Below are 25101 nucleotides of genomic sequence, written 5' to 3'. Positions count from 1 at the left end.
TCCGCCCGCGGTACGACCGTACGATGATGGAGGCCTCCTGCTCGGACACGATCGCGAGCGACGTGGGCCGCCGGGGGAGATCACACGCCGTACCGAGGAGGATCACGTGTCCGACGAGCTCAACCCGGCTGTTCCGGATGACGCCGCTACCGCGGCGGGCCCGGAGGAGTCCGAGGAGCCCATCAAGCAGCGGAAGAACGGCCTGTACCCGGGCGTCTCCGACGAGCTGGCCGAGAACATGCAGTCCGGCTGGGCCGACACGGAGCTGCGTGGCCTGAAGCCGATCGCGCAGGCCGCCGAGACCGCGCGCCGCCGCGCCGCGCTCTCCGCCCGCTTCCCGGGCGAGCGCCTGGTGATCCCGGCGGGCAACCTGAAGACCCGCTCGAACGACACGGAGTACTCCTTCCGCTCCTCCGTCGAGTACGCGTACCTCACCGGCAACCAGACGGAGGACGGTGTCCTCGTCCTGGAGCCCACGGCCGACGGCCACCAGGAGACGATCTACCTCCTGCCGCGCTCGAACCGCGAGAACGGCGAGTTCTGGCTCTCCGGCCAGGGCGAGCTGTGGGTCGGCCGCCGCCACTCCCTCGCCGAGTCCGAGGCGCTGTACGGCATCCCGGCCGCCGACGTGCGCGAGCTGGCGCAGAAGCTGCGCGAGGCCACCGGCCCGGTGCGCGTCGTGCGCGGCTACGACGCCGGCATCGAGGCTGCCCTGACCGACAAGGTCACCGCCGAGCGCGACGAGGAGCTGCGCGTCTTCCTCTCCGAGGCCCGGCTGGTCAAGGACGAGTTCGAGATCGGCGAGCTGCAGAAGGCCGTCGACTCGACCGTCCGCGGCTTCGAGGACGTCGTCAAGGTCCTGGACAAGGCGCAGGCCACCTCCGAGCGCTACATCGAGGGCACGTTCTTCCTCCGCGCGCGCGTGGAGGGCAACGACGTCGGCTACGGCTCCATCTGCGCCGCCGGCCCGCACGCCTGCACCCTGCACTGGGTCCGCAACGACGGCCCGGTCCGCCCCGGCGACCTGCTCCTGCTCGACGCCGGCGTGGAGACCCACACCCTCTACACCGCCGACGTCACGCGCACGCTGCCCGTCGACGGCACGTACAGCGAGATCCAGAAGACGGTCTACGACGCCGTCTACGAGGCCCAGGAGGCCGGTATCGCGGCCGTGCAGCCGGGCGCCAAGTACCGCGACTTCCACGACGCCGCCCAGCGCGTGCTCACCGAGAAGCTCGTCGAGTGGGGCCTGGTCGAGGGCCCCGTCGAGCGTGTCCTGGAGCTGGGCCTGCAGCGCCGCTGGACCCTGCACGGCACCGGCCACATGCTCGGCATGGACGTCCACGACTGCGCGGCCGCGCGGACCGAGACGTACGTGGAGGGTGTGCTGGAGCCGGGCATGGTGCTGACGGTCGAGCCCGGCCTGTACTTCCAGGCCGACGACCTGACGGTGCCCGAGGCGTACCGGGGCATCGGCGTCCGGATCGAGGACGACATCCTCGTGACCGAGGACGGCAACCGAAACCTTTCGGCCGGGCTGCCGCGCCGGTCCGACGAGGTCGAGGCGTGGATGGCCTCGCTGAAGGGCTGATCTGCGTTTCAATGGCCGGGTGCCGGGGAGGTGCCCGGCCATTGGCATGCCTAGGGGGAGGGTGTTGATGGACGACTTCTGGTCCGGTGCGGGCGTGGACCTGCATCTCGAGACCGACACGGGGGACGGCCGGCGGATCGGGCTGGAGCGGGCGCTCAGGGACGGCATCCGGGACGGACGGCTCGCGCCCGGGACACGGCTGCCGGCCACCCGGCGCCTCGCGGCCGACCTCGGCGTCTCCCGGGGCACGGCGAAGGCGGCGTACGACCAGCTGGTGGCGGAGGGCTATCTGACGGCGCGGCAGGGCTCGGGCACCCGGGTCGCCGCGCTGCCGCCCACCCCGGACGCCACGGGCCCGCAGGCCGCCGCACACGCGCGTGCGCCGCGTTTCGACCTGCGCCCGGGCAGCCCGGACGTCGGCGCGTTCCCGGCCGCGGCCTGGCTGCGCGCGCTGCGCCGCGCCATCGCGACGGCACCGTCCCTGGCGTACGACTACGGCGACCCTCGCGGCCGCGTCGAACTGCGCACGGCCCTGTCGGGCTACCTGGGCCGGGCCCGCGGCGTCGTCGCGCCCCCGGAACGGATCGTCATCACCTCCGGGTACGTCCAGGGCCTCGCGCTCCTCACGCGCGTGCTGGACGGCGCCACCGTCGCCATGGAGGACCCCGGCCTGCCGTTCCACCGGGAGGTGGTGCGGCGAGGCGGCGGGACCGTGCGCCCGGTGCCGGTCGACGCGCGCGGAGTGCGCCCCGAGGAACTGGGCGCGGCGGCCGCCGTGGTGGTCACCCCGGCGCACCAGTACCCGACCGGGGTCACCCTGCACCCCGAGCGGCGGCGGGCACTCGGCGACTGGGCACGCGCGCGTGGCGGGCTGATCGTCGAGGACGACTACGACGGCGAGTTCCGCTACGACCGCCAGCCGGTCGGCGCGCTCCAGGGCATGGCACCGGGCCAGGTGGTCTACCTGGGCACCGCCTCCAAGACCCTCGGCCCCGCACTCCGCCTCGGCTGGATGGTGCTGCCCGCCCACCTGGTCGAGGCGGTCGCCGACGCCAAGCTGCACAGCGACCACCACACCGAGACCATCGGCCAGCTCGCACTCGCCGAACTGATCGACAGCCACGCCTACGACCGGCACGTACGCGCGTGCCGGCTGCGTTACCGGCGCCGCCGCGACCAGCTGCTGGACCGGCTGGGGACGGGCCGGCGCGTGCGCGGGATCGCGGCCGGACTGCACGCCCTGATCGACGTACCCGACGAGGCCGAGGCCCTCGCCCGCGCGCAGGAGCAGGGCCTGGCCGTCGGCACCTTGGGCGACCACTGGCACACCCCCGGCGCCCCTGCCGACCGCCCCCAGGGCCTGGTCGTCGGCTACGGCACACCGCGGGAACGGGCGTATCCGGACGCGCTGGAGGCGCTGGCGAAGGTGCTGGACGGCTGACGGACGGCTGACGGACGTCCACCGGTCGGGCCGCGGGCGCGCCCCCGCCGTCGTGCCGTCACGCCGTCAGCAGTGACGGGTCCTTCGTCCACTTGAGGATCTTGTCGAAGCTGACCACCGTCCCGCCGCGGCCCGGCTTGGCGCCGATGTGGACGTGATCGGCCAGCTCCCGGATCAGACACAGCCCGCGGCCGTGCTCGGCGTCCGCGCGGGCGGGACGGATGTCCTGGGTGCGGGTGAACCCCGGGCCGAACCCGGACCCCGAGTCGGCCACTTCGATACGGCACTTCTCGCCGTCGAGGTACGCCGTCACCCGGTACGCCTCCACCGAGCCGTCCCGGGATCCGTCCCCGCCGTGCTCGACCGCGTTCGCGCAGGCCTCGCTCAGGGCGACGGACAGGTCGTAGGAGATCTCGGGGTCGACGCCCGCCGTCTCCATGGTGCCGATCAGCAACCGCCGGGCGAGCGGCACGCTCGCAGCTTCGCGACGCAGATGGAGTGACCACCAGATGCTCATGCTCCAGCCTCCTGGCCGCGGCTCGACATACCGATACCTATTGCCGTCCATAGGGGGCCGTAAGCACACCGTTGACGTGACACCGCCCATACAGCCGATGCGCGGCGGGAGGAATCGGTGTATGAGGGACGGCCCGAGCGCGCTGCCGGCGGGCCGGCTCCCGCGTCCTGCCCCTGGCCGGCTCCCACGCCCTGCCGTAGGAAGCCGATAAGGGCAGTGCGATGATGAGGCCGCCATGACTGCCCCCCACGCGCGCACGGCGCACCCCGGAGCCGGGCTCCGGATCCTGCGGGCCGCGGTGTTCGCCGCGGTCTGCGTCGTGCTGGCCGCGTGCGGACACACCCTGGCCTCCTGCGCGGGCGTGCCGCTGTGGACGCTCGGCGCCGGGTTCCTGGGCTGTCTGCTGGTCGTCGTGCCGCTCGCCGGGCGGGCCCGCTCGCTGCCCGGCATCGCCGCGCTGCTCGCGCTCGGCCAGACCGCGCTGCACGCGCTGTTCGGGCTGGGCCAGCACGGGGCCGCGATGGCCTCCGGCGGCATGGTGATGGCCACCCCGGGGGCGGCCGGCGCGCCGGGCACCACGGGTTCGTCGCTCAGCGACGCCGCGCTCGTGGAGAACGCCGCCCGACTGCTGTGCGGCTCGAACGCCGCCGCGCTCACCCCCGGACACGCCTTCCACCTGTTGCTCGACGCGCGCCTCATCGACCGCGCCGGCCGGCCCGTCGCCACCCTGGGCACCCTGTCCGGCGCGCGCGGGGCCACCGGCTCCGCCGCGGGGCTGCTGCCCTCGCTGCCGATGCTGCTCGGCCACGTCCTCGCGGCCGTCGCCGCCGGCTGGCTGCTGCGCCGCGGCGATCTGGCGCTGCTGCGGCTGATCGAGCTGTCGGCGCACGGAGTCGCCGAAGGGGCGCTCGTACGGTCCCTGCGCGCGGCGCTCGCGCTGGCGTGCGCCCTGTGCGCCGGGCTGCTGCCCGCCGCCGGCCCCTTCCCGCGCGGCCGTCGTACCGCCCGGGACGAGGCGCCCGCCCCGCACACCACCGCGCTCCGGCACGCGGTGATCCGGCGCGGCCCGCCCGCCGCCGACTTCCACCTCGCCGCCTGACGCGACGCGCGCACTCCGCCCCGGTTCCGACCGGGCACCCGGTTCCGACCGTGAAGAGGCCGCCGTCGCGCGGCACGCGCGTGTGCGCACGCGTACCTCACTTCATCACCGGAACTCTCACCAGTGGAGTGCTCCTGCCATGCAGGCTTCCCGTATCGCCTCTCGGGTCACCGCCGCCACCGCCGTCGCGGGCACGGCCGTCCTCGCCCTGTCCGCCCCCGCCTTCGCGCACGTCTCCGTGCAGCCGGAGGGGGCCGCGGCCAAGGGCGGCTACGCGGTCGTCGACTTCAAGGTCCCCAACGAACGCGACAACGCCTCGACCACCAAGGTCGAGGTCACCTTCCCCACAGACCACCCGCTCGCCTCGGTCATGCCCGAGCCGATCGCCGGATGGAACGTGAAGGTCACCAAGTCCAAGCTGGACAAGCCGCTGACCGTGCACGGCGAGAAGATCGACGAGGCCGTCTCCCAGGTCACCTGGACCGCCGCCGACGGCAAGGGCGTCCAGCCCGGCTACTTCCAGAAGTTCCCGCTCTCCATCGGCGCCCTGCCGGACAACACCGACCAGCTCGTGTTCAAGGCGCTCCAGACCTACTCCGACAACGAAGTGGTGCGCTGGATCGAGGTACCGCAGGCGGGCCAGGACGAGCCGGAGAACCCGGCCCCCGTCCTCCAGCTGTCCGCCGCGACCGACGGCCACGGCGGCTCGGCGGACGCCAAGGACACCTCCGACAAGACCGAGACCGCGGCCTCCGCCACGGACTCCGGCGCGCACGACACCGACACCACCGCGCGCGTGCTCGGCACCATCGGCATCGTCGTCGGCGCCGCGGGCGTGGCCTACGGCGTCTTCGCGGGCCGCCGCCGGACCGCCTAGCCCCCTTCCTTCCGAAGCGCGCACCGGGGTCGTACGACAGGTTCGAACGGCCCGCCCGCGGGACCCGCCCGTCCGGCCCCGGTGCGCACCGGAGTTCTTACATCTGGGACATTTCTCTATGCGCAAGAAGACGTTCGCAGCGGCCGTACTGCTCGCCGCCACCGCCGGTCTCGCCCTCTCCGCCTGCGGCAGCGGCTCCGACAGCACCGCACCGGTCACCGCGGTCTCGCAGGAGTCCGACTCCGGCAAGGCCGCCACCGTGCTCGACCAGCCCTTCGCCAAGCCGGACCTGGTCCTCACGGACACGCACGGCAAGAAGTACGACCTCCGCAAGGAGACCCAGGGCCACCCGACCCTGCTCTACTTCGGCTACACCCACTGCCCCGACATCTGCCCGACGACGATGAGCAACATCGCCGTCGCCAAGAAGGCGCTGCCCAAGGCCGAGCAGGACGACCTCCGGGTCGTGTTCGTCACCACCGACCCCGGCCGCGACACCTCCACCGAGCTGGGCAAGTGGCTCAAGGGCATCGACCCCCAGTTCATCGGCCTGACCGGTGACTTCGCCACCATCCAGGCCGGTGCCCGCTCCGTCGGCATCTCCGTGGAGCCGACGACGAAGGACAAGAACGGCAAGCTCGTCTCGGTCCACGGCACCCAGGTCATGGCGTTCTCGCCGAAGACCAACGGCGGTTACGTCCTCTACGGCGAGAACGCCACCGTCGACGACTACACCAAGGACCTGCCCAAGCTCGTCAAGGGAGCCAACCCGTGAACCGTCCCGTGACGCGCCGCTCCGCCCTGGTGAGCACGGCCGCCGCGCTCGCCGGCGTGCTGGCCCTCGCCGGCTGCTCGGACTCCGGTTCCGGGTCCGGCTCCGGTTCTTCGAAGCCCGAGCTGTCGGTGAGCGGGTCGTACATGCCGCAGCCCGTCTCCGCCGACATGGCGGCCGGCTTCCTGACGATCACCAACAAGGGAGGCGCCAAGGAGGAGCTGACCTCGGTGACGAGCGAGGCGGCCGGCCAGGTCACCATGCACAGCACCACGGGCGGCACCATGCGGGAGCAGACCTCCTTCGCCATACCCGCCCACGGTCAACTCGTGTTCAAAAGCGGTGGCAACCATCTGATGTTCGAGAGGCTGAAGCGACAGCCGAAGCAGGGCCAGACGGTCACCGTGAAACTCACGTTCGCCACGTCCGGGCCCCTCACCGTCGAGATGCCGGTGAAGTCCGCGACGTACAACCCGTCGACCGGCCACTGAGGGAGGGACCACCTTGACGCGGACCATCACCCCCAAGGGGAGGAACGGCGCCCTGCGCAGCCTGGTGCTGCTGCTGTTCGCCGTCGCCGGCGTGCTGCTCGCGGGCGCCGCCCCGGCCTCCGCGCACGCCGCGCTGACCGGCAGCGACCCGGCCCAGGGGGTGGTGGTCAAGCAGGCGCCCGGCCAGGTGGCGCTCACCTTCTCCGAGAAGGTGGCGACGAACGACGACTCCCTGCGCGTCCTCGACCCGCGCGGCAGGCCGGTGCAGACCGGCAAGCCCGCCAACCTGAGCGGGACGACGTACGGCATCAAGCTCAGGAGCGGGCTGGGCAAGGGCACCTACACGGTCACCTACCAGATCGTCTCGGCCGACAGCCACCCCGTCTCCGGCGCCTACACCTTCTCCATCGGGGCGCCCTCGCCGACGGTCGTCAGCGGCACCGGACCGACCGCGGGCGGCGGCACCGTGGGCGCGCTCTACGCGATCGGGCGGTACGCGTCGTACGCCGGCTTCATCGTGCTCGCCGGCGGCGCCGCCTTCGTGCTCGCCTGCTGGCAGCGCGGCGCGGGCGTACGGCCCGTGCAGCGCCTGGTCGTCGGCGGCTGGCTCACGCTCACCGCGGCCACCCTGTGGCTGCTGCTCCTGCGCGGCGCGTACACCACCAGCGGGAAGTTCGGCGACGTCTTCGACCTCGGGCTGCTCGGGCCGGTGCTCCAGACGAAGACCGGCGCCGCCCTGGTCTCGCGGCTGTTGCTGCTCGCCGCCGCCGCGCTCTTCATCGCCGTCCTCTTCGGCGCCTACACCAAGCGGGAAGAGGGCCAGGAGAAGCGCGACCTGACCTTCGGGCTGGCGATCGGCGGAGTGGTCGTCGCGGCCGGGCTCGCCACCAGCTGGGCCATGGCCGAGCACGCCTCGGTCGGGCTCCAGCCGGGCATCGCCATGCCCGTCGACGTCCTCCATCTGCTCGCCGCCGCCGCCTGGCTGGGCGGGCTCACCGCGCTGCTGGTCGCCCTGTACCGGGCGCCCGCCGAGACACCGGTCGAGGCCGCCGCCGTCCACCGCTTCTCCCGGCTCGCCTTCTGCTCCGTCGTCACGCTCGTCGCCACCGGCACCTACCAGTCCTGGCGCCAGCTCGGCTCCTGGTCGGCCTTCACCGACACGCGGTACGGCCAGCTGCTGCTGGTCAAGATCGGTCTGGTGGCCGTGATGGTCGCCATCGCATCGGTGTCACGGCGCTGGACCCGGCGGCTCACCGGCGTCACCGGCGCGGAGGCCGAGGCGGAGGAGGCGTCCGCCCGGGAGGCGGAGAAGGCGACGGAGGCCGAAAAGGAGCGGGTGACGACCGGCGCGGCCAAGCAGTCCGCCGACAAGAGCGCCGACAACAGCGCCGGCAAGGGCACCGGCAAGGGCCGGACCAGCGGCAACCCGCAACGGGCCGAGCAACTCGCCCGGCAGCGGGCCGCCATGGCCGCTGCCCGGCAGAAGCGGCTGCGCGACGGCGACGCCCACCGCTTCGGCCTGCGCCGCTCGGTGCTCGCCGAGGCGGGCGTCGCGGTCGTACTGCTCGCCGTGACCACCTGGCTGACCCAGACCGAGCCCGGCCGCACCGAACTGGAGGCCAAGGCCGCCACCTCCTCCTCGGCCGGTGCCGCCACCGCGCCCACGAACGGCGCGCTGACCCTGGACATGCCCTTCGACACCGGCGGCACCAACGGCAAGGGCGTTGTCAGCATCGACCTCGACCCCGCGGGCGTGGGCGCGAACGAGATGCATCTGTACGTCCAGAACGCCAGCGGCAAACCCTTCGACATCCCTGAGGTGAAGGTCGAATTCACCCTTGAGGCGAAGAAGATCGGCCCCCTCCCCGTAACCCCCGAGCACGTCACCACCGGCCACTGGTCGGCGAGCGGGGTACAGATCCCCATGGCCGGCGACTGGAAGGTCGCCGTCACCGTGCGGACCTCCGACATCGACCAGGTGACCGTCTCCAAGAACGCGCAGATCGGCTGAACCACACCATGACCGACCAGTCCGTCCCGCAGGTCCGCACCTCCGCCGAGGTGTCGCAGTCCTCCGAGTCCGCACGCGGCCACGGTGTCTCCCGGCGCGCGCTGCTCGGCACCGCCGGCGCCACCGGGCTCGTGCTCGGCACGGCCGGCGGGGCCGTGGGCTACGCCACCGCACCCGCCTCGGCCACCCCGCTCACCTCGGTGGGGTCCGACCGGGCGATGTTTCACGGGAAACATCAGCCCGGCATCACCGAGGGCCTCCAGGCGCGCGGCCATCTCGCCGCCTTCGACCTGGCGGCGGGCGCGGGCCGCAAGGAGGCGGCGGCCCTGCTGCGCCGCTGGTCGGCGACGGCCGAACGGCTGATGGCGGGCGAGGCCGCGCCGCACGACGACACCGACGTGGCCCGCGACGCCGGCCCCTCCTCGCTGACGATCACCTTCGGCTTCGGGCACGGCTTCTTCGGGAAGACCGGCCTGGACGCGCAGCGGCCGGGCGCGCTGGACCCGCTGCCGGACTTCTCCTCCGACCACCTGGACAAGGCGCGCAGTGACGGCGACCTGTGGGTGCAGATCGGCGCGAACGACGCTCTGGTCGCCTTCCACGCCCTGCGCGCGATCCAGAAGGACGCGGGCGGAGCGGCCCGGCTGCGCTGGCAGATGAACGGGTTCAACCGCAGCCCGGGCGCCACCGCGCACCCCATGACGGCCCGTAACCTCATGGGCCAGCTCGACGGCACCCGCAACCCGAAGCCGGCCGACTCCGACTTCGACCGGCGGATCTTCGTGCCCGCCTCGGGCGAGCCCGCCTGGATGGCGAACGGCTCGTACGCCGTCGTACGCCGTATCCGGATGCTCCTGGACGACTGGGAGAAGCTGTCGGTGGCCGCCCAGGAACAGGTCATCGGGCGACGCAAGGCCAACGGGGCGGCGCTGTCCGGGGGCGACGAGACGACCCCGATGGATCTGGAGAAGACCGACTCCCAGGGCAATTACGTCGTCCCGCTCAACGCGCACGCCCGGATCACCCGGCCCGACAGGAACGGCGGCGCGGCCCTGCTGCGGCGCCCGTTCTCGTACCACGACGGCTTCGACGCGGACGGTACGCCCGACGCCGGTCTTCTCTTCGTGTGCTGGCAGGCGGACCCGCTGCGCGGCTTCGTCCCGGTGCAGCGCAAGCTCGACCGGGGCGACGCGCTGTCGCAGTTCATCCGGCACGAGGCGAGCGGGCTGTTCGCGGTGCCGGGCGGTGCGGCGCGGGGCGAGTACGTGGGGCAGCGGCTGCTGGAGGGCTAGCCCGGAATTCGGCGAGGTTACGGGGTTTACCGGTTTTACTGGGCTTTCCCGGTTCAAACCATCCGGTCGAGTGGCTCTCGTGAGACGGCCGGGCCGGGGCGGCCCGCGGCCACTAGGGTGAGGGACATGCCAGCGAGCTATGCGTATCTCGGCCCCGAGGGCACCTTCACCGAAGTCGCCCTGCAGACACTCCCGGAAGCGGCCACCCGGGAGCTGATCCCGTACGTGTCGGTGCAGTCCGCGCTGGACGCGGTGCGGGCGGGCGAGGCCGAGGCCGCGTTCGTGCCGATCGAGAACTCCGTCGAGGGCGGCATCACCACCACCCTGGACGAGCTGGTCGCGGGTGAACCGCTGACCATCTACCGCGAGGTGCTGCTCTCGATCACCTTCGCGCTGCTGGTCCGGCCCGGCACGAAGCTCACCGACATCAAGACTGTCTCCGCCCACCCGGCGGCCCAGCCGCAGGTGCGCAACTGGCTGCGCACGCACCTCCCGGACGCGGTCTGGGAGTCGGCCGCCTCCAATGCGGACGCCGCCCGCCTGGTCCAGGAGGGCCGCTACGACGCCGCGTTCGCGGGCGAGTTCGCCGCCGCCCGGTACGGCCTGGTGGCCCTGGAGACCGAGATCCACGACGCGGAGAACGCGCAGACCCGGTTCGTGCTGGTCGGCCGCCCGGCCCGGCCCGCCGCGCCGACCGGTGCCGACAAGACCTCGGTGGTGCTGTGGCAGCGCGACGACCACCCCGGCGGCCTGCGCGACCTGCTCGGCGAGTTCGCCTCGCGCGGGATCAACCTCATGCTGCTCCAGTCCCGGCCGACCGGGGCCGGGATCGGCAACTACTGCTTCTGCATCGACGCGGAGGGCCATATCTCCGACCGGCGGATGGCGGAGGCGTTGATGGGGCTGAAGCGGATCTGCCTCCAGGTGCGCTTCCTGGGCTCCTACCCTCGCGCGGACATCACGTCGTCCGAGGCCCGGCCGACGCCGGCATGGGCCTCGGACGAGGAGTTCATGGCCGCTTCGGACTGGGTGGCGCGCTGCCAGGACGGCCGGTTCTGATCGGGCCGATCAGGCCGCGGGACCCGTCGTGGCCCGTTTCCAGCCAGTCCTACCTGCACATCATCGTTATCCACAGAAGTTATCCACAGGTCCGCTTCTCGACCTGGGGACAAGTCGACAGGGGCGCATGAGTCGGTCGACAAATCGTCCCTCACATCCCCGATGCGGCCATCGGTCCGCGCCTCACCCTTCGTCCACCCGTTTCCTTTGATTCATCTTTTGGAGCGACCGCTTTCCACCGAAAGTGGGTGTCACCCAGGTTTGTCCTGGGAATTCTTCACTCAGCCAGGAAGTTCCGGAGTGATCAATTCCGAAGTCCACAGATCTTCCACACAGCCTGTGGATAACTCTCGGGAGGGTGTGGATTCCTGTGGACAGCACGGCTGTGAAGTCCCGTTCTCCACAAGGGATTCCGGTCAACCCGACGCCGGAGGCGTGCTCCGTCCCAGGGAGTGAGACACTTTCCCTTGACCAGTTCCGACACGTTCCGCAATTCGTTCATAACGGAACGTAAGTGACAAATTGTGGCGCATCGGAACTCCACGGAATAGTGATTCGTGAGCGACGAGCCCGCACCGGTAGCCTTGGCCTCGTGATTGACCTTCGCCTGCTTCGTGAGGACCCCGACCGTGTGCGCGCGTCCCAGCGCGCCCGTGGAGAGGATGTCGCGCTCGTCGACTCCCTCCTGTCTGCCGACGAGCGGCGCAGGTCCTCCGGCGTCCGCTTCGACGAGCTGCGCGCCGAGCAGAAGCAGCTCGGCAAGCTGATCCCCAAGGCCACCGGCGACGAGAAGGCCGAGCTGCTGAAGAAGGCCGGCCAGCTCGCCGCCGACGTCAAGGCCGCCGACGCCGACCGCGACGCGGCCGACGCCGAGACCCAGGAGCTGCTGCTCCGGCTCGGCAACCTCGTCCACCCCGACGTGCCCGTCGGCGGCGAGGAGGACTTCGTCACGCTGGAGACGCACGGCACGATCCGCGACTTCGGTGCCGAGGGCTTCGAGCCCAAGGACCACCTGGAGCTGGGCCAGCTGCTCGGCGCGATCGACGTGGAGCGCGGCGCCAAGGTCTCCGGCTCCCGCTTCTACTTCCTCACCGGTGTCGGCGCCCTGCTGGAGCTGGCCCTGGTGAACGCGGCGATGGCCCAGGCCACGGCCGCGGGCTTCACCCCCATGCTCGTGCCGGCCCTCGTCCGCCCCCAGTCCATGGCGGGCACCGGCTTCCTCGGCCAGGCGGCCCAGGACGTCTACCACCTCGACAAGGACGACCTGTACCTGGTCGGCACCTCCGAGGTCGCGCTCGCGGCGTACCACATGGACGAGATCATCGACGCCGACCGGCTGCCGCTGCGGTACGCGGGCTTCTCGCCCTGCTTCCGCCGCGAGGCCGGCTCGCACGGAAAGGACACCCGGGGCATCTTCCGGGTGCACCAGTTCGACAAGGTCGAGATGTTCTCGTACGTCGACCCCGAGGACTCCCGCAATGAGCACCAGCGCCTGCTGGAGTGGGAGAAGCAGTGGCTGACCTCGCTGGAGCTGCCGTTCCGCGTGATCGACGTCGCCTCCGCCGACCTCGGCTCCTCGGCCGCCCGCAAGTACGACTGCGAGGCGTGGATCCCGACCCAGGGCAAGTACCGCGAGCTGACCTCGACGTCGGACTGCACCGAGTTCCAGTCCCGCCGGCTGTCGATCCGCATGCGTGACGGCAAGCAGGTCAAGCCGCTCGCCACGCTCAACGGCACGCTGTGCGCCGTACCGCGCACGATCGTGGCGATCCTGGAGAACCACCAGCTGGCCGACGGCTCCGTCCGGGTCCCCGAGGTGCTGCGCCCCTACCTGGGCGGCCGCGAGGTCCTGGAGCCGGCCGCGCAGTGACCGGCTTTGCGTACCGGCTGATCGCGACCGACCTCGACGGAACGCTCCTGCGCTCCGACGAGTCGGTCTCGCAGCGCACCCGTGACGCGCTCGCCGCGGCCACCGCGGCGGGCGCGGCCCACATCGTCGTCACCGGCCGCGCCGTCCCCTGGACCCGGCACATCCTGGACGACCTCGGCTACGACGGCCTCGCCGTCTGCGGCCAGGGCGCGCAGGTCTACGACGCCGGCGCGCACCGCCTGCTGACCTCGGTCACCCTGGACCGTCAGCTGGCGGGTGTCGCCCTGGCCAAGATCGAGGCCGAGGTGGGTCCGCTGTACCTGGCGGCGAGCCGGGACGGCCTGGACGGCGATGTGCTGGTCGGGCCGGGCTACGCGGTCACGGGCGCGCTGCCCGCGATCCCCTTCACGGACGCGTCCGACCTCTGGACGGCCCCGCTGAACAAGATCTACATACAGCACCCGACGCTGTCCGACGACGAACTGGCGCAGGCGGCCGAGCGCGCGGCCGGCGGCTTCGTCACCGTGGCCATGGCGGGCGAGGGCATCGTCGAACTGCTCCCGCTCGGCCTCTCCAAGGCCACGGGTCTGTCCCTGGCGGCCCGCCGCCTGGGCCTGAAGGCCGCGGACACGATCGCCTTCGGCGACATGCCCAACGACATCCCGATGTTCGCCTGGGCCGCCCGGGGCGTGGCCATGGCCAACGCCCATGAGGCGCTGCGCGAGGTGGCCGACGAGGTGACCACATCCAACGAGGACGACGGGATCGCGGTGGTGTTGGAGCGGTTGCTGGGCTGAAGGCCGGGGAGGCGGCCGCGTGGCCGACCGCTGTGGCCGTCGTTCCGCAGGGCGGAACGGATGGCCCAGCCTGCAACACGGGGCGCCGACATGACCAACCCCGGCTGAAGACCGGCCCTACCACAGCGGCAGCGCCTCGCGGCCGCCCCGGACAGCTCCCGTGGCTCCACGGTGGGGTAGCTACACCGGAGCCGGCCTCGGGCTGTCCTGTCGGGAGCTGGGCGCAGTGCCGTGCATGGGCATCGCCCACCTCCACTCCCGGATCACGGCGCCGGGACGATCCCGGCGGATGGGGCACAATCACTCTGCCCCGCCGCCGAGTTGGGCGCCACCGAATTACCGGCGGCGCCACCTGCGGCGCCGGGCCTTGCCGAAGAACCAGCCCGCTGGCGGCTCGTCGGAGCGCCATGGCTGCGGCTCCGGCTCCTCGGCACGCCAGCGGGCGGCGAGCATCCGGGCCCGCGCGGACGGTTCGGAGGTCTCGGCGCCGCGTATGAAGGCCTCGTCCAGGACCAGTTCGTCCGGCCCGTCCCAGACGTCGCCCCCGGACCGCCCGCGCCCGTCGCTCTCCGGTGTCTCCTCCGTCATCGACGACCTCCTCGCCCTGCATCCGCTTTGCTTGATTTTGCCCGGACCGGTGTGAAGTCCCCGTCAAGCCGCCGGGGGGCCTACTCCTCGCCCGCGAGCTTCAGCGCCCGCAGCTTCTGGCCCGCGTACCAGGTGGCCAGCACGGTGACCGCGACCAGCAGCACCGTGGCCGTCGGCAGGCCCACGGTGGAGGTCACGAGGTCCCCGCCGGCGACCTTGTGCGCGACGGCCAGCGACCACTGCTGGACGCTGAGCGTGCGCGCACCGGGCACCAGGGAGCCGAACAACGCCTCCCAGACCAGTGCGTAGACGAGCCCGAAGACCACGGCGTGCCGGGAGACCGTGCCGAGCAGCAGGAACAGCGCCGAGTAGGCGATGGACGAGACCAGCGCGGCGACCGTGTAGGCGACGGCGATCTGCTGGCCGTTGCCGTTGAGGATCAGGCCCGCGATCAGGGTCGGCAGCGCCGAGAAGACCATGGTCACGGCGATGGCGACGATCAGCTTGGTGAAGATGATCGTGGGCCGCTTCAGCGGCTTGGACAGCAGGTAGACGACGGAGCCGTCGTCGATCTCCGGGCCGATCGCTCCTGTGCCCGCGATGACGCCGATGATCGGCACCATCGTGGCGATCGCGAAGCCGCCGAGGACGTCGGCCGCGGTCTGGTCGTCGGCGCCGGTCAGGGCCCGCACGGCCACGGCGAGCACGATCAGCAGCAGCGGCAGCGCGCCGAGGATGAGGGCCCGGCGACGGCCGAGCAGGGCCCGGTAGGTGAGCCGGGCGACGGTGGGGTCGTACATCTTCGGCCTCCTACGCCGCGACCAGGTACGAAAAGACGGACTCCAGGGACTCGTCGGACGGCGAGACCGTGAGGAGCCGGATGCCGTGGTCACGGGCGACCTTCGGCAGCAGAGCGGTGAAGCGGCCGAAGTCGACGGCCTGGATGCGCAGCGCGCCCTCGCTGTGGTCCACCTCGATGCCGGACGTCGAGGGGTCGGCGATCAGCGCGGCCGCGAGGGCGCGGTCGTCGCTGGAGCGGACGAGGTAGCGGTGCGGGCGGTCGGTCATCAGGCGGCGGATCCTGCGGAAGTCGCCGCTGGCCGCGTGCCGGCCCGCGACGACGACCTCGATGTGCCGGGCGAGCTGCTCGACCTCTTCGAGGATGTGCGAGGAGAACAGCACGGTGCGGCCCTCGTCGCCCATCTTCCGCAGCAGGTCCATCAGTTGCATGCGCTGGCGCGGGTCCATGCCGTTGAACGGCTCGTCCAGCAGGAGCAGCGACGGCTCGTGGACGAGGGCGCTCGCCATCTTCACGCGCTGCCGCATGCCCTTGGAGTACGTCGAGATCCGCCGGTCCTGCGCGTACTCCATCTCGACCGTGGCCAGGGCCTTCTGGGCCGCGCTCGCTCCCAGGCCGTGCAACTCGGCGTTGGCCACGACGAATTCGCGGCCGGTGAGGAAGTCGTACATCGCCTCGCGCTCGGGGACGATGCCGATGCGCCGGTAGATGGCCTCGTTGCGCCACACCGGCTGTCCGTCGAGGGTGACCGTGCCGGTGGAGGGGGCGAGGAAGCCGCCCATCATGTTGATCAGGGTGGACTTTCCGGCGCCGTTGGGGCCGAGCAGGCCGGTGACGCCGGGGCCGATCGTCATCGTGATGTCGTTGACGGCGACCACGTTGCCGAACCAGCGGGAGACGTGGTCGATGCTGAGCGTGGTCACAATCCCACCTTCTTGTAGCGGCGCATCAGCAGGCCGTAGCTGCCGGCGATCAGGCCGAGCACGACCAGGACGTAGACCACGCCCTGTCCGGCCGACGGGTTGATCGCGCCGGGGTTGCGGGCGGTCGCGCCGAGGAAGGCCGACTGGACGCCGTCGATGAGCGTGACGGGCGAGAACAGGCCGATCCACGGGATGGCGGAGGAATGGTTCTGCACGTTGGCGATGGCCTGGAGCGTGGAGACCGCGCCGTAGGAGATGATCATCACGGCGATCACGGCGGCGATGCCGAAGCCCCGGCGCGGGGTGACGGCGGCGATGACCAGGCCGATGCCGGCGAACAGCAGGGAGAGCAGCGCCACGGAGACCAGTCCTTCGGCGAATTCCTTCGTCTGGTGGGCGAAGCCCAGCTTGGCCAGCAGCGCGCCCACATACATCACGAGCAGGGGAGTGGCGGTCAGGATGAAGATCGCCGAGGCGAGCGACGCGAACTTGGCGCGGACGTAGTCGGCGGTCTCGATGGGCCGCGAGAAGTACAGCGGCACGGTCTTGAAGCGCAGGTCGCGGGAGACGGACTGGGGTGCCTGCGCGGCGACGTACAGACTGATCACGGCCTGCATGATGATCGCGTAACGCGTGTAGGTCACGGGCAGTTCGTGTGCCTTGGTGAAGACCGTGACGGCCACCATGATGGCGGCGGGCACGCACATCACCGCGAACAGGACCATCGGCAGCACCTTGGACTTCACCGAGCGGCCGAGTCCGTAGGAGCCGCGCAGGGACTGCGCGAACAGCGAGCGGCGGGCGTAGGCGCGGCCGAGGCGGGGGCCGTCGTAGCCGCGGTAGCCGATGTCGTGGATGCGGGTCTGGTCGCCGGCCGGGGCCGGCAGGGGGTGCTCAACCGCCATGTCCGACGGCCTCCTTCCGCTGCTCGTCGCTGCTGTGTCCGTCGTCGGTGAACACCTCGGAGATGTGGTGCCGGCGCTGCTCCATGCGCACCAGGCCGAGGCCGAGGTCGGCGACGACGTCCCGGACGAGGTCGTACGTCTCCTCGCCCTCGGCGGTCAGCAGCAGGATGTGGCCCGCGCCGGGCAGTCCGGCGCCCTCGTTCCGCGTGTCCAGCCCGCGCGCGTGGAGCGCCTCGCGGACCGCGCGGGTGCCGTCGGGGTGGGTCTCGCTGTCGGTGACCTCGATCGCCAGGGTGGTCGTGGTCCGGGTGAAGTCGGTGGTGGAGCTGGAGCGCAGGAGCTTGCCGCCGTCGATGACGACGACGTGGTCGCAGGTGCGCTCCAGCTCGCCCAGCAGATGGGAGGTGACCAGGACGGAGATGCCGAAGTCGGTGTGGATGCGGCGGATCAGGCCGAGCATGTCGTCCCGCCCGACCGGGTCGAGACCGTTGGTCGGCTCGTCCAGGAAGACCAGCTCCGGATCGTGCACCAGCGCCTGGGCGAGCTTGACCCGCTGCTTCATGCCCGTGGAGTAGCCGCCGATGGGGCGGTAGCGCTCCTCGTACAGGCCGACGTGGCGCAAGGTGTCCGCGGTGCGCTCGCGCGCGGCGGCGGGCGGCAGGCCGGACATGCGCGCCATGTGGACGACGAACTCGGTGGCCGAGACGTCGGGCGGCAGGCAGTCGTGCTCCGGCATGTACCCGACGCGCTCGCGGATGGCGCGGCCCGACGACGGGGCGGCGACGTCCAGGCCGAGCACCTCGGCGCGGCCCTCCGTGGCGGGGGACAGACCCAGCAGGATCTTGATCAGGGTGGACTTGCCGGCGCCGTTGGCACCGACGAGTCCGGTCACACCGGGTCCGATGTCCACGGACAGCCGGTCGAGAGCGGTCACCCGGGGGAACCGCTTGCTCAGGCTTTCGGTCGCGATCACAGTCACGCATACGACGGTAGTGACGCGGGCCACGCCGGTCGTCAGACCTCAGAGCCGTCTTCGTGTCAGTCCCAGGTATTACGGGGCCCTAAGGGATGCCCTGCCTAAGGGTTACCGCAGGTTTTCCACAGCCTGCCGTCCCTCCTATTGACGCCGCCTCTAACAACTGTCACATTCACCAGTGTCAAGTTACGGACGCGTACCGCAGTCGACGAGGCGACGCGTCGAGTCGGCGGCACGACGGGACGGGGCGGCATGACGACGGCAGTGAGCAGCGAACTCTCCGTGGAGCTACGGGGGTTCAGGCGGGTGCAGCGCCTCGCCTACGAGTGCGCGGAGGCGGTCGCGGCGCGCCTGGAGCCGGGTGTGACGGAGCGCGAGGCGGCGCGGATGCAGCGCGAGTGGCTGCGCGAGCGCGGGGTGCGGGACTGGTTCCATCTGCCCTTCGCCTGGTTCGGCGACCGCACGGCGTTCGTGAACTTCCGCGTCCCGTTCCAGTTCTTCCCCACCGACCGCGCCCTGGCGCCCGGGATGCCGTTCATCCTGGACATGGCGCCGGTCTACGAGGGATACACGGCGGACATCGGCTACTCGGGCTCCCTCGGGGTCAACCCGGTGCAGGACCGGCTGATGGCCGACCTGGAGGCGCACCGGGAGCTGATCCTGCGCGAGGTGCGCGAGCGGCGCCCGCTGCGCGAGATCTACGAGGACGTGGACCGCCTCATGGTCCGCCAGGGCTACGCCAACCGGCATCGCGCGTACCCGTTCGGCGTGATCGCCCACAAGGTGGACCGGGTGAAGCAGCGCCGTTTCTCCCCGCACCTGTTCGGGTTCGGCACGCAGTCCCTGAAGGGGCTGGCCGCCGACGCGCTGCACGGCCACCGCGAAGGCTGGTCGCCGCTGTGGTCGCCGTACCGCTTCTCCGACCACCCGCCGCAGCCGGGCCTGTGGGCGGTCGAACCCCACCTCGGCTTCCGGGGCACGGGCGCGAAGTTCGAGGAGATCCTCGTGGTCACCGACTCCAGGGACCCCGAGCAGAGCGCGTTCTGGCTGGACGACGATCTGCCGCACGTGCGGCGCTGGGCGGAGGAGAAGTGACGGCGGACGGAGCGGGAGAGGCGAGGGCGGACGTGACGCTGAAGGGGGCGCGGGAGCGCCGGATCGCGACCGGCGGGGTCGAGCTGTGCGTGGCCGAGCTGGGAGATCCGGAGCAGCCGACGGTGGTGCTGGTGCACGGCTACCCGGACAGCAAGGAGGTCTGGTCGGAGGTGGCCGGCCGCCTCGCCGGCCGCTTCCACGTGGTGCTGTACGACGTCCGGGGCCACGGCCGCTCGACGGCGCCGCAGCCGCTGCGCGGCGGCTTCACGCTGGCCAAGCTCACCGACGACTTCCTGGCCGTGCTGGACGCGGTCAGCCCGGACCGGCCGGTGCACCTGGTCGGGCACGACTGGGGCTCGGTGCAGTCGTGGGAGTTCGTCACGGTGGGCCGCACGGAGGGCCGCATCGCCTCCTTCACCTCGATCTCCGGCCCGTCCCTGGACCACTTCGGGCACTGGATCAACGCGCGCGTGAAGCGGCCGACGCCCCGCCGGGTGGGCCAGCTCCTCGGCCAGGGCGCCAAGTCCTGGTACGTCTACATGCTGCACACGCCCGTGCTGCCCGAGCTGGCCTGGCGCGGCCCGCTCGGCAAGCGCTGGCCGCGCATCCTGGAGCGCGTCGAGCAGGTCCCCGGCGGCGACTACCCGACCGCGTCCCTCTCCTCCGACGCGGCGCACGGCGCCTGGCTCTACCGGGACAACGTCCGCGCCCGGCTGGCCAGGCCCCGCCCCGACGCGTACGCACACGCGCCCGTGCAGCTCATCACGCCGCAGGGGGACGCGTTCCTGTCCGAGCGGCTCTACGACGGCCTGGAGCGGTGGGCGCCACAGCTGACCCGCCGCACGCTCCCGGCCAAGCACTGGGTGCCGCGCACCCGGCCCGACCAAGTCGCCTCCTGGATCGAGGAATTCATCATGTCCGTCGACGGCGGCCGCCCGGAACCGAAGGCCACCGGCCGCCACGCCGCCCGGTTCGGCGGGCAGTTGGTGCTGGTCACCGGCGCGGGCAGCGGCATCGGCCGGGCCACGGCCTTCGCCTTCGCGGAGGCCGGCGCGCGCGTGGTCGCCGTCGACCGCGACGCCGAGTCCGCCGCGCGCACCGCCGAGCTGTCCCGGCTCGTCGGCGCGCCCGAGGCCTGGGGGGAGACGGCCGACGTCTCCGACGAGCAGGCCATGGAGAAGCTGGCCGAGAAGGTGCACCGCGAGTACGGCGTGCTGGACGTGCTGGTCAACAACGCGGGCATCGGCCTGTCCGGCTCCTTCTTCGCCACCACGACCGACGACTGGCGCAAGGTCCTGGACGTCAACCTGTGGGGCGTGATCCACGGCTGCCGGCTCTTCGGCGCGCGGATGAGCGAGCGCGGCCAGGGCGGCCACATCGTCAACATCGCCTCGGCGGCGGCCTTCCAGCCCTCCCGGGCCCTGCCCGCCTACAGCACCTCCAAGGCGGCGGTGCTGATGCTCTCCGAGTGCCTGCGGGCCGAACTCACCGGTCAGGGCATCGGGGTGAGCGCGATCTGCCCCGGCATCGTCAACACCAACATCACCTCCACGGCCCGCTTCGCCGGGGTCGACGAGACGGAGGAGAAGCGCCGGCAGAAGAACTCGGCCCGGCTGTACGGCAAGCGCAACTACCCGCCGGAGAAGGTGGCCGAGGCGATCCTGGACGCGGTGATCGGTGACAAGGCGGTCGTCCCGGTGACCCCGGAGGCGCGCGGCGCCCACCTCATGTCCCGTTTCCTGCCCGGGGCGCTGCGGCGCATCGCGCGCGTGGAGCCGAGGCTGTGACGTGACCGGGCCGCCGCCCGCGCGGACGTACCGCATCGAGGACCTGGCACACCACACGGCCACGACGGTGCGGACCATCCGCGCCTACCAGGACCGCGGTCTGCTCCCCCGGCCCGAGCGCCGGGGCCGTGCCAACCTCTACTCCGAGGCGCACGTCACCCGGCTGCGCCAGATCGCCCATCTCCTCGACCGTGGCTACACGCTGGCGTCGATCAAGGAGTTGCTGGAGGCCTGGGACACCGGCCGGGGCCTCGGCGGGGTGCTCGGTCTGGTCACCGAGGTGGAGGGCCCGTGGACGGACGAGCGCCCCGACCGGGTCACCCGGGCCGAGCTCGACGCCCGCTTCGGCGCCGTGCCCGACGACGACGCCGTGGCGGAGGCGGTCGAGCTGGGCGTGCTGGAGCGGATCGAGGGCGACCCGGACACGTTCGCGGTACCGAGCCCGCAAGAGCTGGCCGTGGCCGTCGAGTTGCACGCGGCCGGGGTTCCGCTGTCGGCGATCTCGGACCATCTGCGGGAGTTGAGAGGTCAGGTCGAGCACATCGCCGCCCGTTTCCTGGAGTTCACCACCGAGTACGTCTTCGCGCGCTACCTGAACGATCCCGGGCGGCGCACGGACGCGCACGCCGCGGAGGCGGCCTCCCTCGTGCGCCGGCTGCGGCCGCTGGCCCAGCAGACGGTGGAGGCCGAACTGGCGCGGGCCATGCGCACGTTGGCCACCAGGCATCTGCGTACCCACCTCGTCGCCGAGAAGCCGGCGGAGGGAACGTCCGGCACCCGCTCCGTGCCCTTGCCCGCCGAGACGATCTCCGCCGTGGAAAGGCTCGTTGGACCGGCGCATGTCGCCGATTTCATCGCACTGGCAGCCGAACGGGAGGTGAGGGGACGGGTGTTGGACAGGATGGCCTCAGCTTCCTCTGTGGGCAAGGAACTTCACGAACCACCCTAAATCGCCCGTCACTTATCCACAGTTTCACCAATTCCACTGTGGATAACCACAGTTGGTTGTGGATCAAACCTGGGGACAAAAAAGACCTGCGTGATCCGCGTCTCTCGCGCACGCTGGACACATGAAGGACGAGCATGACGAAAGACGCACCGTGAAGGTGTCGAAATACCTCTCCAGACACCTGCGCCACCAGCCGGAGCGGATCGGGCTCACCCCGGACCCGGCCGGCTGGGTGGAGATCGACGCGCTGATCGCCGCGGCCGCCGCGCACGGGTTCCCGGTCACGCGCGAGGAGCTGGACCACGTGGTGGCCGCCAACGACAAACAGCGCTTCGCGGTCGACGGCGACAGGATCCGCGCCAGCCAGGGCCACAGCATCGAGGTCGACCTCGGCCTGCCCGCGGCGACCCCGCCGCCGTACCTCTACCACGGGACCGTCGCCCGCGCCCTGGACGCGATCCGCGCGCAGGGGCTGCGGCCCATGAACCGGCACGACGTGCACCTGTCCGCCGATCGCGAGACCGCCACCCGGGTCGGTGCCCGCCGCGGACGCCCCGTCGTGCTCGCCGTGGACGCCGGCGCCATGCACCGCGACGGCCACGTGTTCCACGTCAGCGCCAACGGCGTCTGGCTGACGAAGGCCGTACCGCCGCGATACCTGCGCTTCCCCGGCCCCCGCTGACCTGCGCTCTCCCCTCCTCTCGGGGAACCTCCGCGCGCATGCCACCGTCCTCGGTGGTATGGACCACTCGCCCGGACACCTGCCGACCACCCAGGCCGCCGTCGACGCCCTGCGCGCCCTCGCCGCCCGCTACGCGCGCGAGATCGAGGTGAGCGACGACATCGGCGCCGACCGCACCTCCCGCCGCGGCGCCGCGGGCATCGGGGTGACCACGGACCCCGACGGCTCCCTGCCGCACGAGGCGTACGTCGAGTTCGGCGGCCTGCCCCGGGTGAGCGTGCGGCTCTATCCGGACGACGACGCGCTGATCACCGTCGAGGGCGTCGAGTGCCCCGACATCGCGCGCGACGACGTGCCGGCCTTCGTCCGCTCCGTCTTCGACGGCCTCGCCCACGTCAAGGTGCGCCGCTTCCCGCCCGGCTACCGCCTGGTCGTCCCGCTGCCCGGCGACCGCACGCACACCGAGTACGTCCCGATGATCCTGCTGAGCCCGTGGCTGAGCCGGAACATCCGCTGATCGTTTGGGTCGTTGTCCGTGGGGCCGCTTACTCTCGAACGCATGAGCCTGCGTCTGAGCACCGTGATCCTGCCCTACCGCCGCTGGAACGAAGGCGGGCGTTCGACCTGGACACGGGCCGAACAGCTGGGCTTCCACACCGCGTACACCTACGACCACCTGTCCTGGCGCACCTTCCGTGACGGACCCTGGTTCGGCGCGGTCCCGACCCTGACCGCGGCCGCCGGCGTCACCGAGACCCTGCGCCTCGGCACGCTGGTGACCTCGCCGAACTTCCGCCATCCGGTGACCCTCGCCAAGGAGCTGATCTCCCTCGACGACATCTCCGGCGGCCGGATCACCCTCGGCGTCGGCGCCGGCGGCACCGGCTTCGACGCGACGGCGCTTTTGAACAGCGGCCAGGAGCCGTGGAGCCCGCGCGAGCGCGCCGACCGCTTCGCCGAGTTCGTGCCGCTGCTCGACCGGCTGCTCACCGAGGACGCGGTGACCCAGGAGGGCCGGTTCTACTCGGCGAACGAGGCGCGCAACATCCCCGGCTGCGTGCAGCGGCCCCGGCTGCCGTTCGCGGTCGCGGCCACCGGTCCGCGCGGCCTCAAGCTCGCCGCGCGGTACGGACAGGCCTGGGTGACCACGGGCGACCCGAAGCTCTACGAGACCGGCACCCCGGAGCAGTCCGTCGAGGCCCTGCGCGGCCAGCTGGGCAAGCTGTCCGAGGTCTGCGCGGCCGCCGGGCGGGACGTTGCCGAGCTGGACAAGGTCCTGCTCACCGGCTTCACTCCGGACCGTTCCCGGCCCCTCCGGTCCGTGGACGCCTTCGTGGACTTCGCCGGCCGGCACCGGGAGCTGGGTTTCACCGAGATCGTGATCCACTGGCCCATCCCGGACTCCGACTTCGCCGCGGACGAGAAGGTCTTCGAGAAGATCGCCATGGAAGGGCTCGCTCAACTGGGCTGACGCGGAAGGCGGTCCGGCGCACCGGATGCCGTCCGTGTCGCTGAGCGTCATCTGCGTCTCATCTGTGCGGAGTCCCGCACGGGCGTGCGGGCATATGCGCGAGAATGGCCGGGTGACCTCAGCGACCAGACAGCCCGGGACCCCGTCCGCCGCCGTACGACCGCGGCTGATCGCCACCGACCTCGACGGCACGCTGCTGCGCGACGACAAATCGGTCTCCCCGCGGACCGTCACCGCGCTGGCCGCCGCCGAGGAGGCGGGCATCGAGGTCTTCTTCGTCACCGGCCGCCCGGCACGCTGGATGAACGTCGTCAGCGACCACGTCCACGGCCACGGCCTGGCGATCTGCGGCAACGGCGCCGCCGTGGTCGACCTGCACGGCGGCGCCGGCGCCCACCGGTTCGTGAAGGTGCGCGAACTGGCCCGCGCGAACGCCCTGGACGCCGTACGGCTGCTGCGCGAGGCGGCGCCCGGCACGGTGTTCGCGGTCGAGCAGACCTACGGCTTCCACCAGGAGCCCGACTATCCCAAGCTGCACCTGGAGATACCGGACAACCTCCAGCCCGCCGAGCGGCTCCTCGCCCCCGACGGTCCGGACGCCGACCAGCCCGTGCTCAAGATCCTGGCCTACCACCCGGATCTCGATCCCGACGCCTTCCTCACCCTCGCCCGGATCGCGATCGGCGACCGCGCCAACGTCACCCGCTCCAGCCCCAGCGCCCTGCTGGAACTGAGCGGCCCCGACGTCTCCAAGGCCAGCACGCTCGCCCTGTGCTGCGCCGAGCGCGGCATCGCGCACGACGAGGTCGTCGCCTTCGGGGACATGCCCAACGACGTCGAGATGCTGACCTGGGCCGGCCGCTCGTACGCGATGGGCAACGCCCACCCCGATGTCGTCGCCGCCGCGTCGGGCCGCACGGTCGCCAACAACGAGGACGGCGTGGCGGTCGTGATCGAACAGCTGCTGGCGGACCGTTTCTAGGGTCGGCCTGACCTCCCAACGAGCCGAGAGACGCCTCGGTGGGACGCCACCGCCACGACCGTCGCCGGCCCGGCGTACCAGGTTCCGCCGGCCGCTGCGCCAGGCCTCACGCACGGGCCGGGTGCCG

Annotated in this window: 24 protein-coding genes; 18 read left to right on the top strand and 6 right to left on the bottom strand. The window is 71.8% G+C overall.

Annotation, left to right across the window (positions count from 1 at the left end; translation table 11 throughout):
* Positions 1–106 precede the first annotated feature (106 nt).
* Both BIV23_RS11055 and pdxR read left to right on the top strand, forming a co-directional pair.
* The gene (locus BIV23_RS11055; protein WP_071380612.1) at positions 107–1591 is read left to right on the top strand and encodes an aminopeptidase P family protein; all 1485 of its coding nucleotides are present in this window, start codon (positions 107–109) and stop codon (positions 1589–1591) included.
* 67 nt (positions 1592–1658) lie between these two features.
* Positions 1659–3032 carry a MocR-like pyridoxine biosynthesis transcription factor PdxR gene (gene pdxR / locus BIV23_RS11050; protein WP_071380611.1) on the top strand — a complete coding sequence of 458 codons (1374 nt, stop codon included), beginning with the start codon at positions 1659–1661 and terminating at the stop codon, positions 3030–3032.
* Between the two features lie 58 nt (positions 3033–3090).
* On the opposite strand, the gene BIV23_RS11045 is transcribed toward pdxR, so the two are convergent.
* A complete protein-coding gene (locus tag BIV23_RS11045) occupies positions 3091–3549 on the bottom strand; it encodes an ATP-binding protein (protein ID WP_071380610.1) in 459 nt (152 codons plus the stop codon).
* Positions 3550–3784: 235 nt separating this feature from the next.
* On the opposite strand from BIV23_RS11045, the gene BIV23_RS11040 reads away from it, so the two are divergent.
* The 9 genes from BIV23_RS11040 to BIV23_RS11000 all read left to right on the top strand — a co-directional run bounded on the left by BIV23_RS11040 (position 3785) and on the right by BIV23_RS11000 (position 13817).
* Positions 3785–4648, top strand: coding sequence for a hypothetical protein (locus BIV23_RS11040; RefSeq protein ID WP_071380609.1), 864 nt, complete (start codon positions 3785–3787; stop codon positions 4646–4648).
* Positions 4649–4787: 139 nt separating this feature from the next.
* Entirely contained in the window at positions 4788–5525 is a 738-nt protein-coding gene (locus BIV23_RS11035) for a YcnI family copper-binding membrane protein (protein ID WP_071380608.1), read from the top strand.
* Between the two features lie 118 nt (positions 5526–5643).
* Positions 5644–6300 carry an SCO family protein gene (locus BIV23_RS11030; RefSeq protein ID WP_071380607.1) on the top strand — a complete coding sequence of 219 codons (657 nt, stop codon included), beginning with the start codon at positions 5644–5646 and terminating at the stop codon, positions 6298–6300.
* Positions 6297–6788, top strand: a complete 492-nt coding sequence (locus tag BIV23_RS11025; protein ID WP_071380606.1) for a copper chaperone PCu(A)C — start codon at positions 6297–6299, stop codon at positions 6786–6788. Before BIV23_RS11030 ends, BIV23_RS11025 begins: the two co-directional genes overlap by 4 nt.
* 13 nt (positions 6789–6801) lie before the next feature.
* Positions 6802–8799 (top strand): copper resistance protein CopC, encoded by a 1998-nt coding sequence (locus BIV23_RS11020; protein ID WP_071380605.1) that lies wholly within the window; start codon positions 6802–6804, stop codon positions 8797–8799.
* 8 nt (positions 8800–8807) lie between these two features.
* Positions 8808–10091 carry an iron uptake transporter deferrochelatase/peroxidase subunit gene (gene efeB, locus BIV23_RS11015; protein WP_071380604.1) on the top strand — a complete coding sequence of 428 codons (1284 nt, stop codon included), beginning with the start codon at positions 8808–8810 and terminating at the stop codon, positions 10089–10091.
* 126 nt (positions 10092–10217) lie between these two features.
* Entirely contained in the window at positions 10218–11150 is a 933-nt protein-coding gene (gene pheA, locus BIV23_RS11010; protein WP_071380603.1) for a prephenate dehydratase, read from the top strand.
* A 592-nt stretch (positions 11151–11742) separates the two neighbouring features.
* Positions 11743–13020, top strand: a complete 1278-nt coding sequence (gene serS, locus BIV23_RS11005) for a serine--tRNA ligase (protein ID WP_071380602.1) — start codon at positions 11743–11745, stop codon at positions 13018–13020.
* A complete protein-coding gene (locus BIV23_RS11000; protein WP_071380601.1) occupies positions 13017–13817 on the top strand; it encodes an HAD family hydrolase in 801 nt (266 codons plus the stop codon). Before serS ends, BIV23_RS11000 begins: the two co-directional genes overlap by 4 nt.
* Before the next feature lie 336 nt (positions 13818–14153).
* Here BIV23_RS11000 and BIV23_RS10995 read toward each other — a convergent pair whose 3' ends face one another.
* The 5 genes from BIV23_RS10995 to BIV23_RS10975 all read right to left on the bottom strand — a co-directional run bounded on the left by BIV23_RS10995 (position 14154) and on the right by BIV23_RS10975 (position 18005).
* Entirely contained in the window at positions 14154–14405 is a 252-nt protein-coding gene (locus BIV23_RS10995) for an SGM_3592 family protein (RefSeq protein ID WP_071380600.1), read from the bottom strand.
* An 80-nt stretch (positions 14406–14485) separates the two neighbouring features.
* A complete protein-coding gene (locus BIV23_RS10990; RefSeq protein WP_071374973.1) occupies positions 14486–15205 on the bottom strand; it encodes an ABC transporter permease subunit in 720 nt (239 codons plus the stop codon).
* Between the two features lie 10 nt (positions 15206–15215).
* A complete protein-coding gene (locus BIV23_RS10985) occupies positions 15216–16127 on the bottom strand; it encodes an ABC transporter ATP-binding protein (RefSeq protein ID WP_071380599.1) in 912 nt (303 codons plus the stop codon).
* Complete coding sequence (locus BIV23_RS10980) at positions 16124–17032, bottom strand: ABC transporter permease subunit (protein WP_071380598.1); 909 nt, start codon at positions 17030–17032, stop codon at positions 16124–16126. Before BIV23_RS10980 ends, BIV23_RS10985 begins: the two co-directional genes overlap by 4 nt.
* Positions 17022–18005 (bottom strand): ABC transporter ATP-binding protein, encoded by a 984-nt coding sequence (locus BIV23_RS10975; protein ID WP_071380709.1) that lies wholly within the window; start codon positions 18003–18005, stop codon positions 17022–17024. The genes BIV23_RS10980 and BIV23_RS10975 overlap by 11 nt, the downstream gene beginning before the upstream one ends.
* Before the next feature lie 255 nt (positions 18006–18260).
* Here BIV23_RS10975 and BIV23_RS10970 point away from each other — a divergent pair, with 255 nt between their 5' ends.
* From BIV23_RS10970 to BIV23_RS10940, 7 genes are all read left to right on the top strand, one after another.
* Positions 18261–19103 (top strand): M24 family metallopeptidase, encoded by an 843-nt coding sequence (locus tag BIV23_RS10970; RefSeq protein ID WP_071380597.1) that lies wholly within the window; start codon positions 18261–18263, stop codon positions 19101–19103.
* 32 nt (positions 19104–19135) lie between these two features.
* Complete coding sequence (locus tag BIV23_RS10965) at positions 19136–20890, top strand: SDR family oxidoreductase (protein WP_177239848.1); 1755 nt, start codon at positions 19136–19138, stop codon at positions 20888–20890.
* A 1-nt stretch (position 20891) separates the two neighbouring features.
* Positions 20892–21839, top strand: a complete 948-nt coding sequence (locus BIV23_RS10960; protein WP_071380596.1) for a MerR family transcriptional regulator — start codon at positions 20892–20894, stop codon at positions 21837–21839.
* Between the two features lie 121 nt (positions 21840–21960).
* Positions 21961–22521 (top strand): RNA 2'-phosphotransferase, encoded by a 561-nt coding sequence (locus BIV23_RS10955; protein WP_071380595.1) that lies wholly within the window; start codon positions 21961–21963, stop codon positions 22519–22521.
* Between the two features lie 58 nt (positions 22522–22579).
* Positions 22580–23038: a hypothetical protein gene (locus BIV23_RS10950; protein ID WP_071380594.1), complete on the top strand. Its 459-nt coding sequence runs from the start codon at positions 22580–22582 to the stop codon at positions 23036–23038.
* Positions 23039–23080: 42 nt separating this feature from the next.
* Positions 23081–23992: an LLM class flavin-dependent oxidoreductase gene (locus tag BIV23_RS10945; RefSeq protein ID WP_071380593.1), complete on the top strand. Its 912-nt coding sequence runs from the start codon at positions 23081–23083 to the stop codon at positions 23990–23992.
* Between the two features lie 94 nt (positions 23993–24086).
* Entirely contained in the window at positions 24087–24974 is an 888-nt protein-coding gene (locus BIV23_RS10940; RefSeq protein ID WP_177239840.1) for a Cof-type HAD-IIB family hydrolase, read from the top strand.
* Positions 24975–25101: the final 127 nt, after the last annotated feature.

Origin of the sequence: Streptomyces monashensis, assembly GCF_001866665.1 — a bacterium.
In the GTDB taxonomy this organism is placed as follows: Bacteria; Actinomycetota; Actinomycetes; order Streptomycetales; family Streptomycetaceae; genus Streptomyces; species Streptomyces monashensis.
This window is presented reverse-complemented; position numbering and strand designations above follow the sequence as displayed.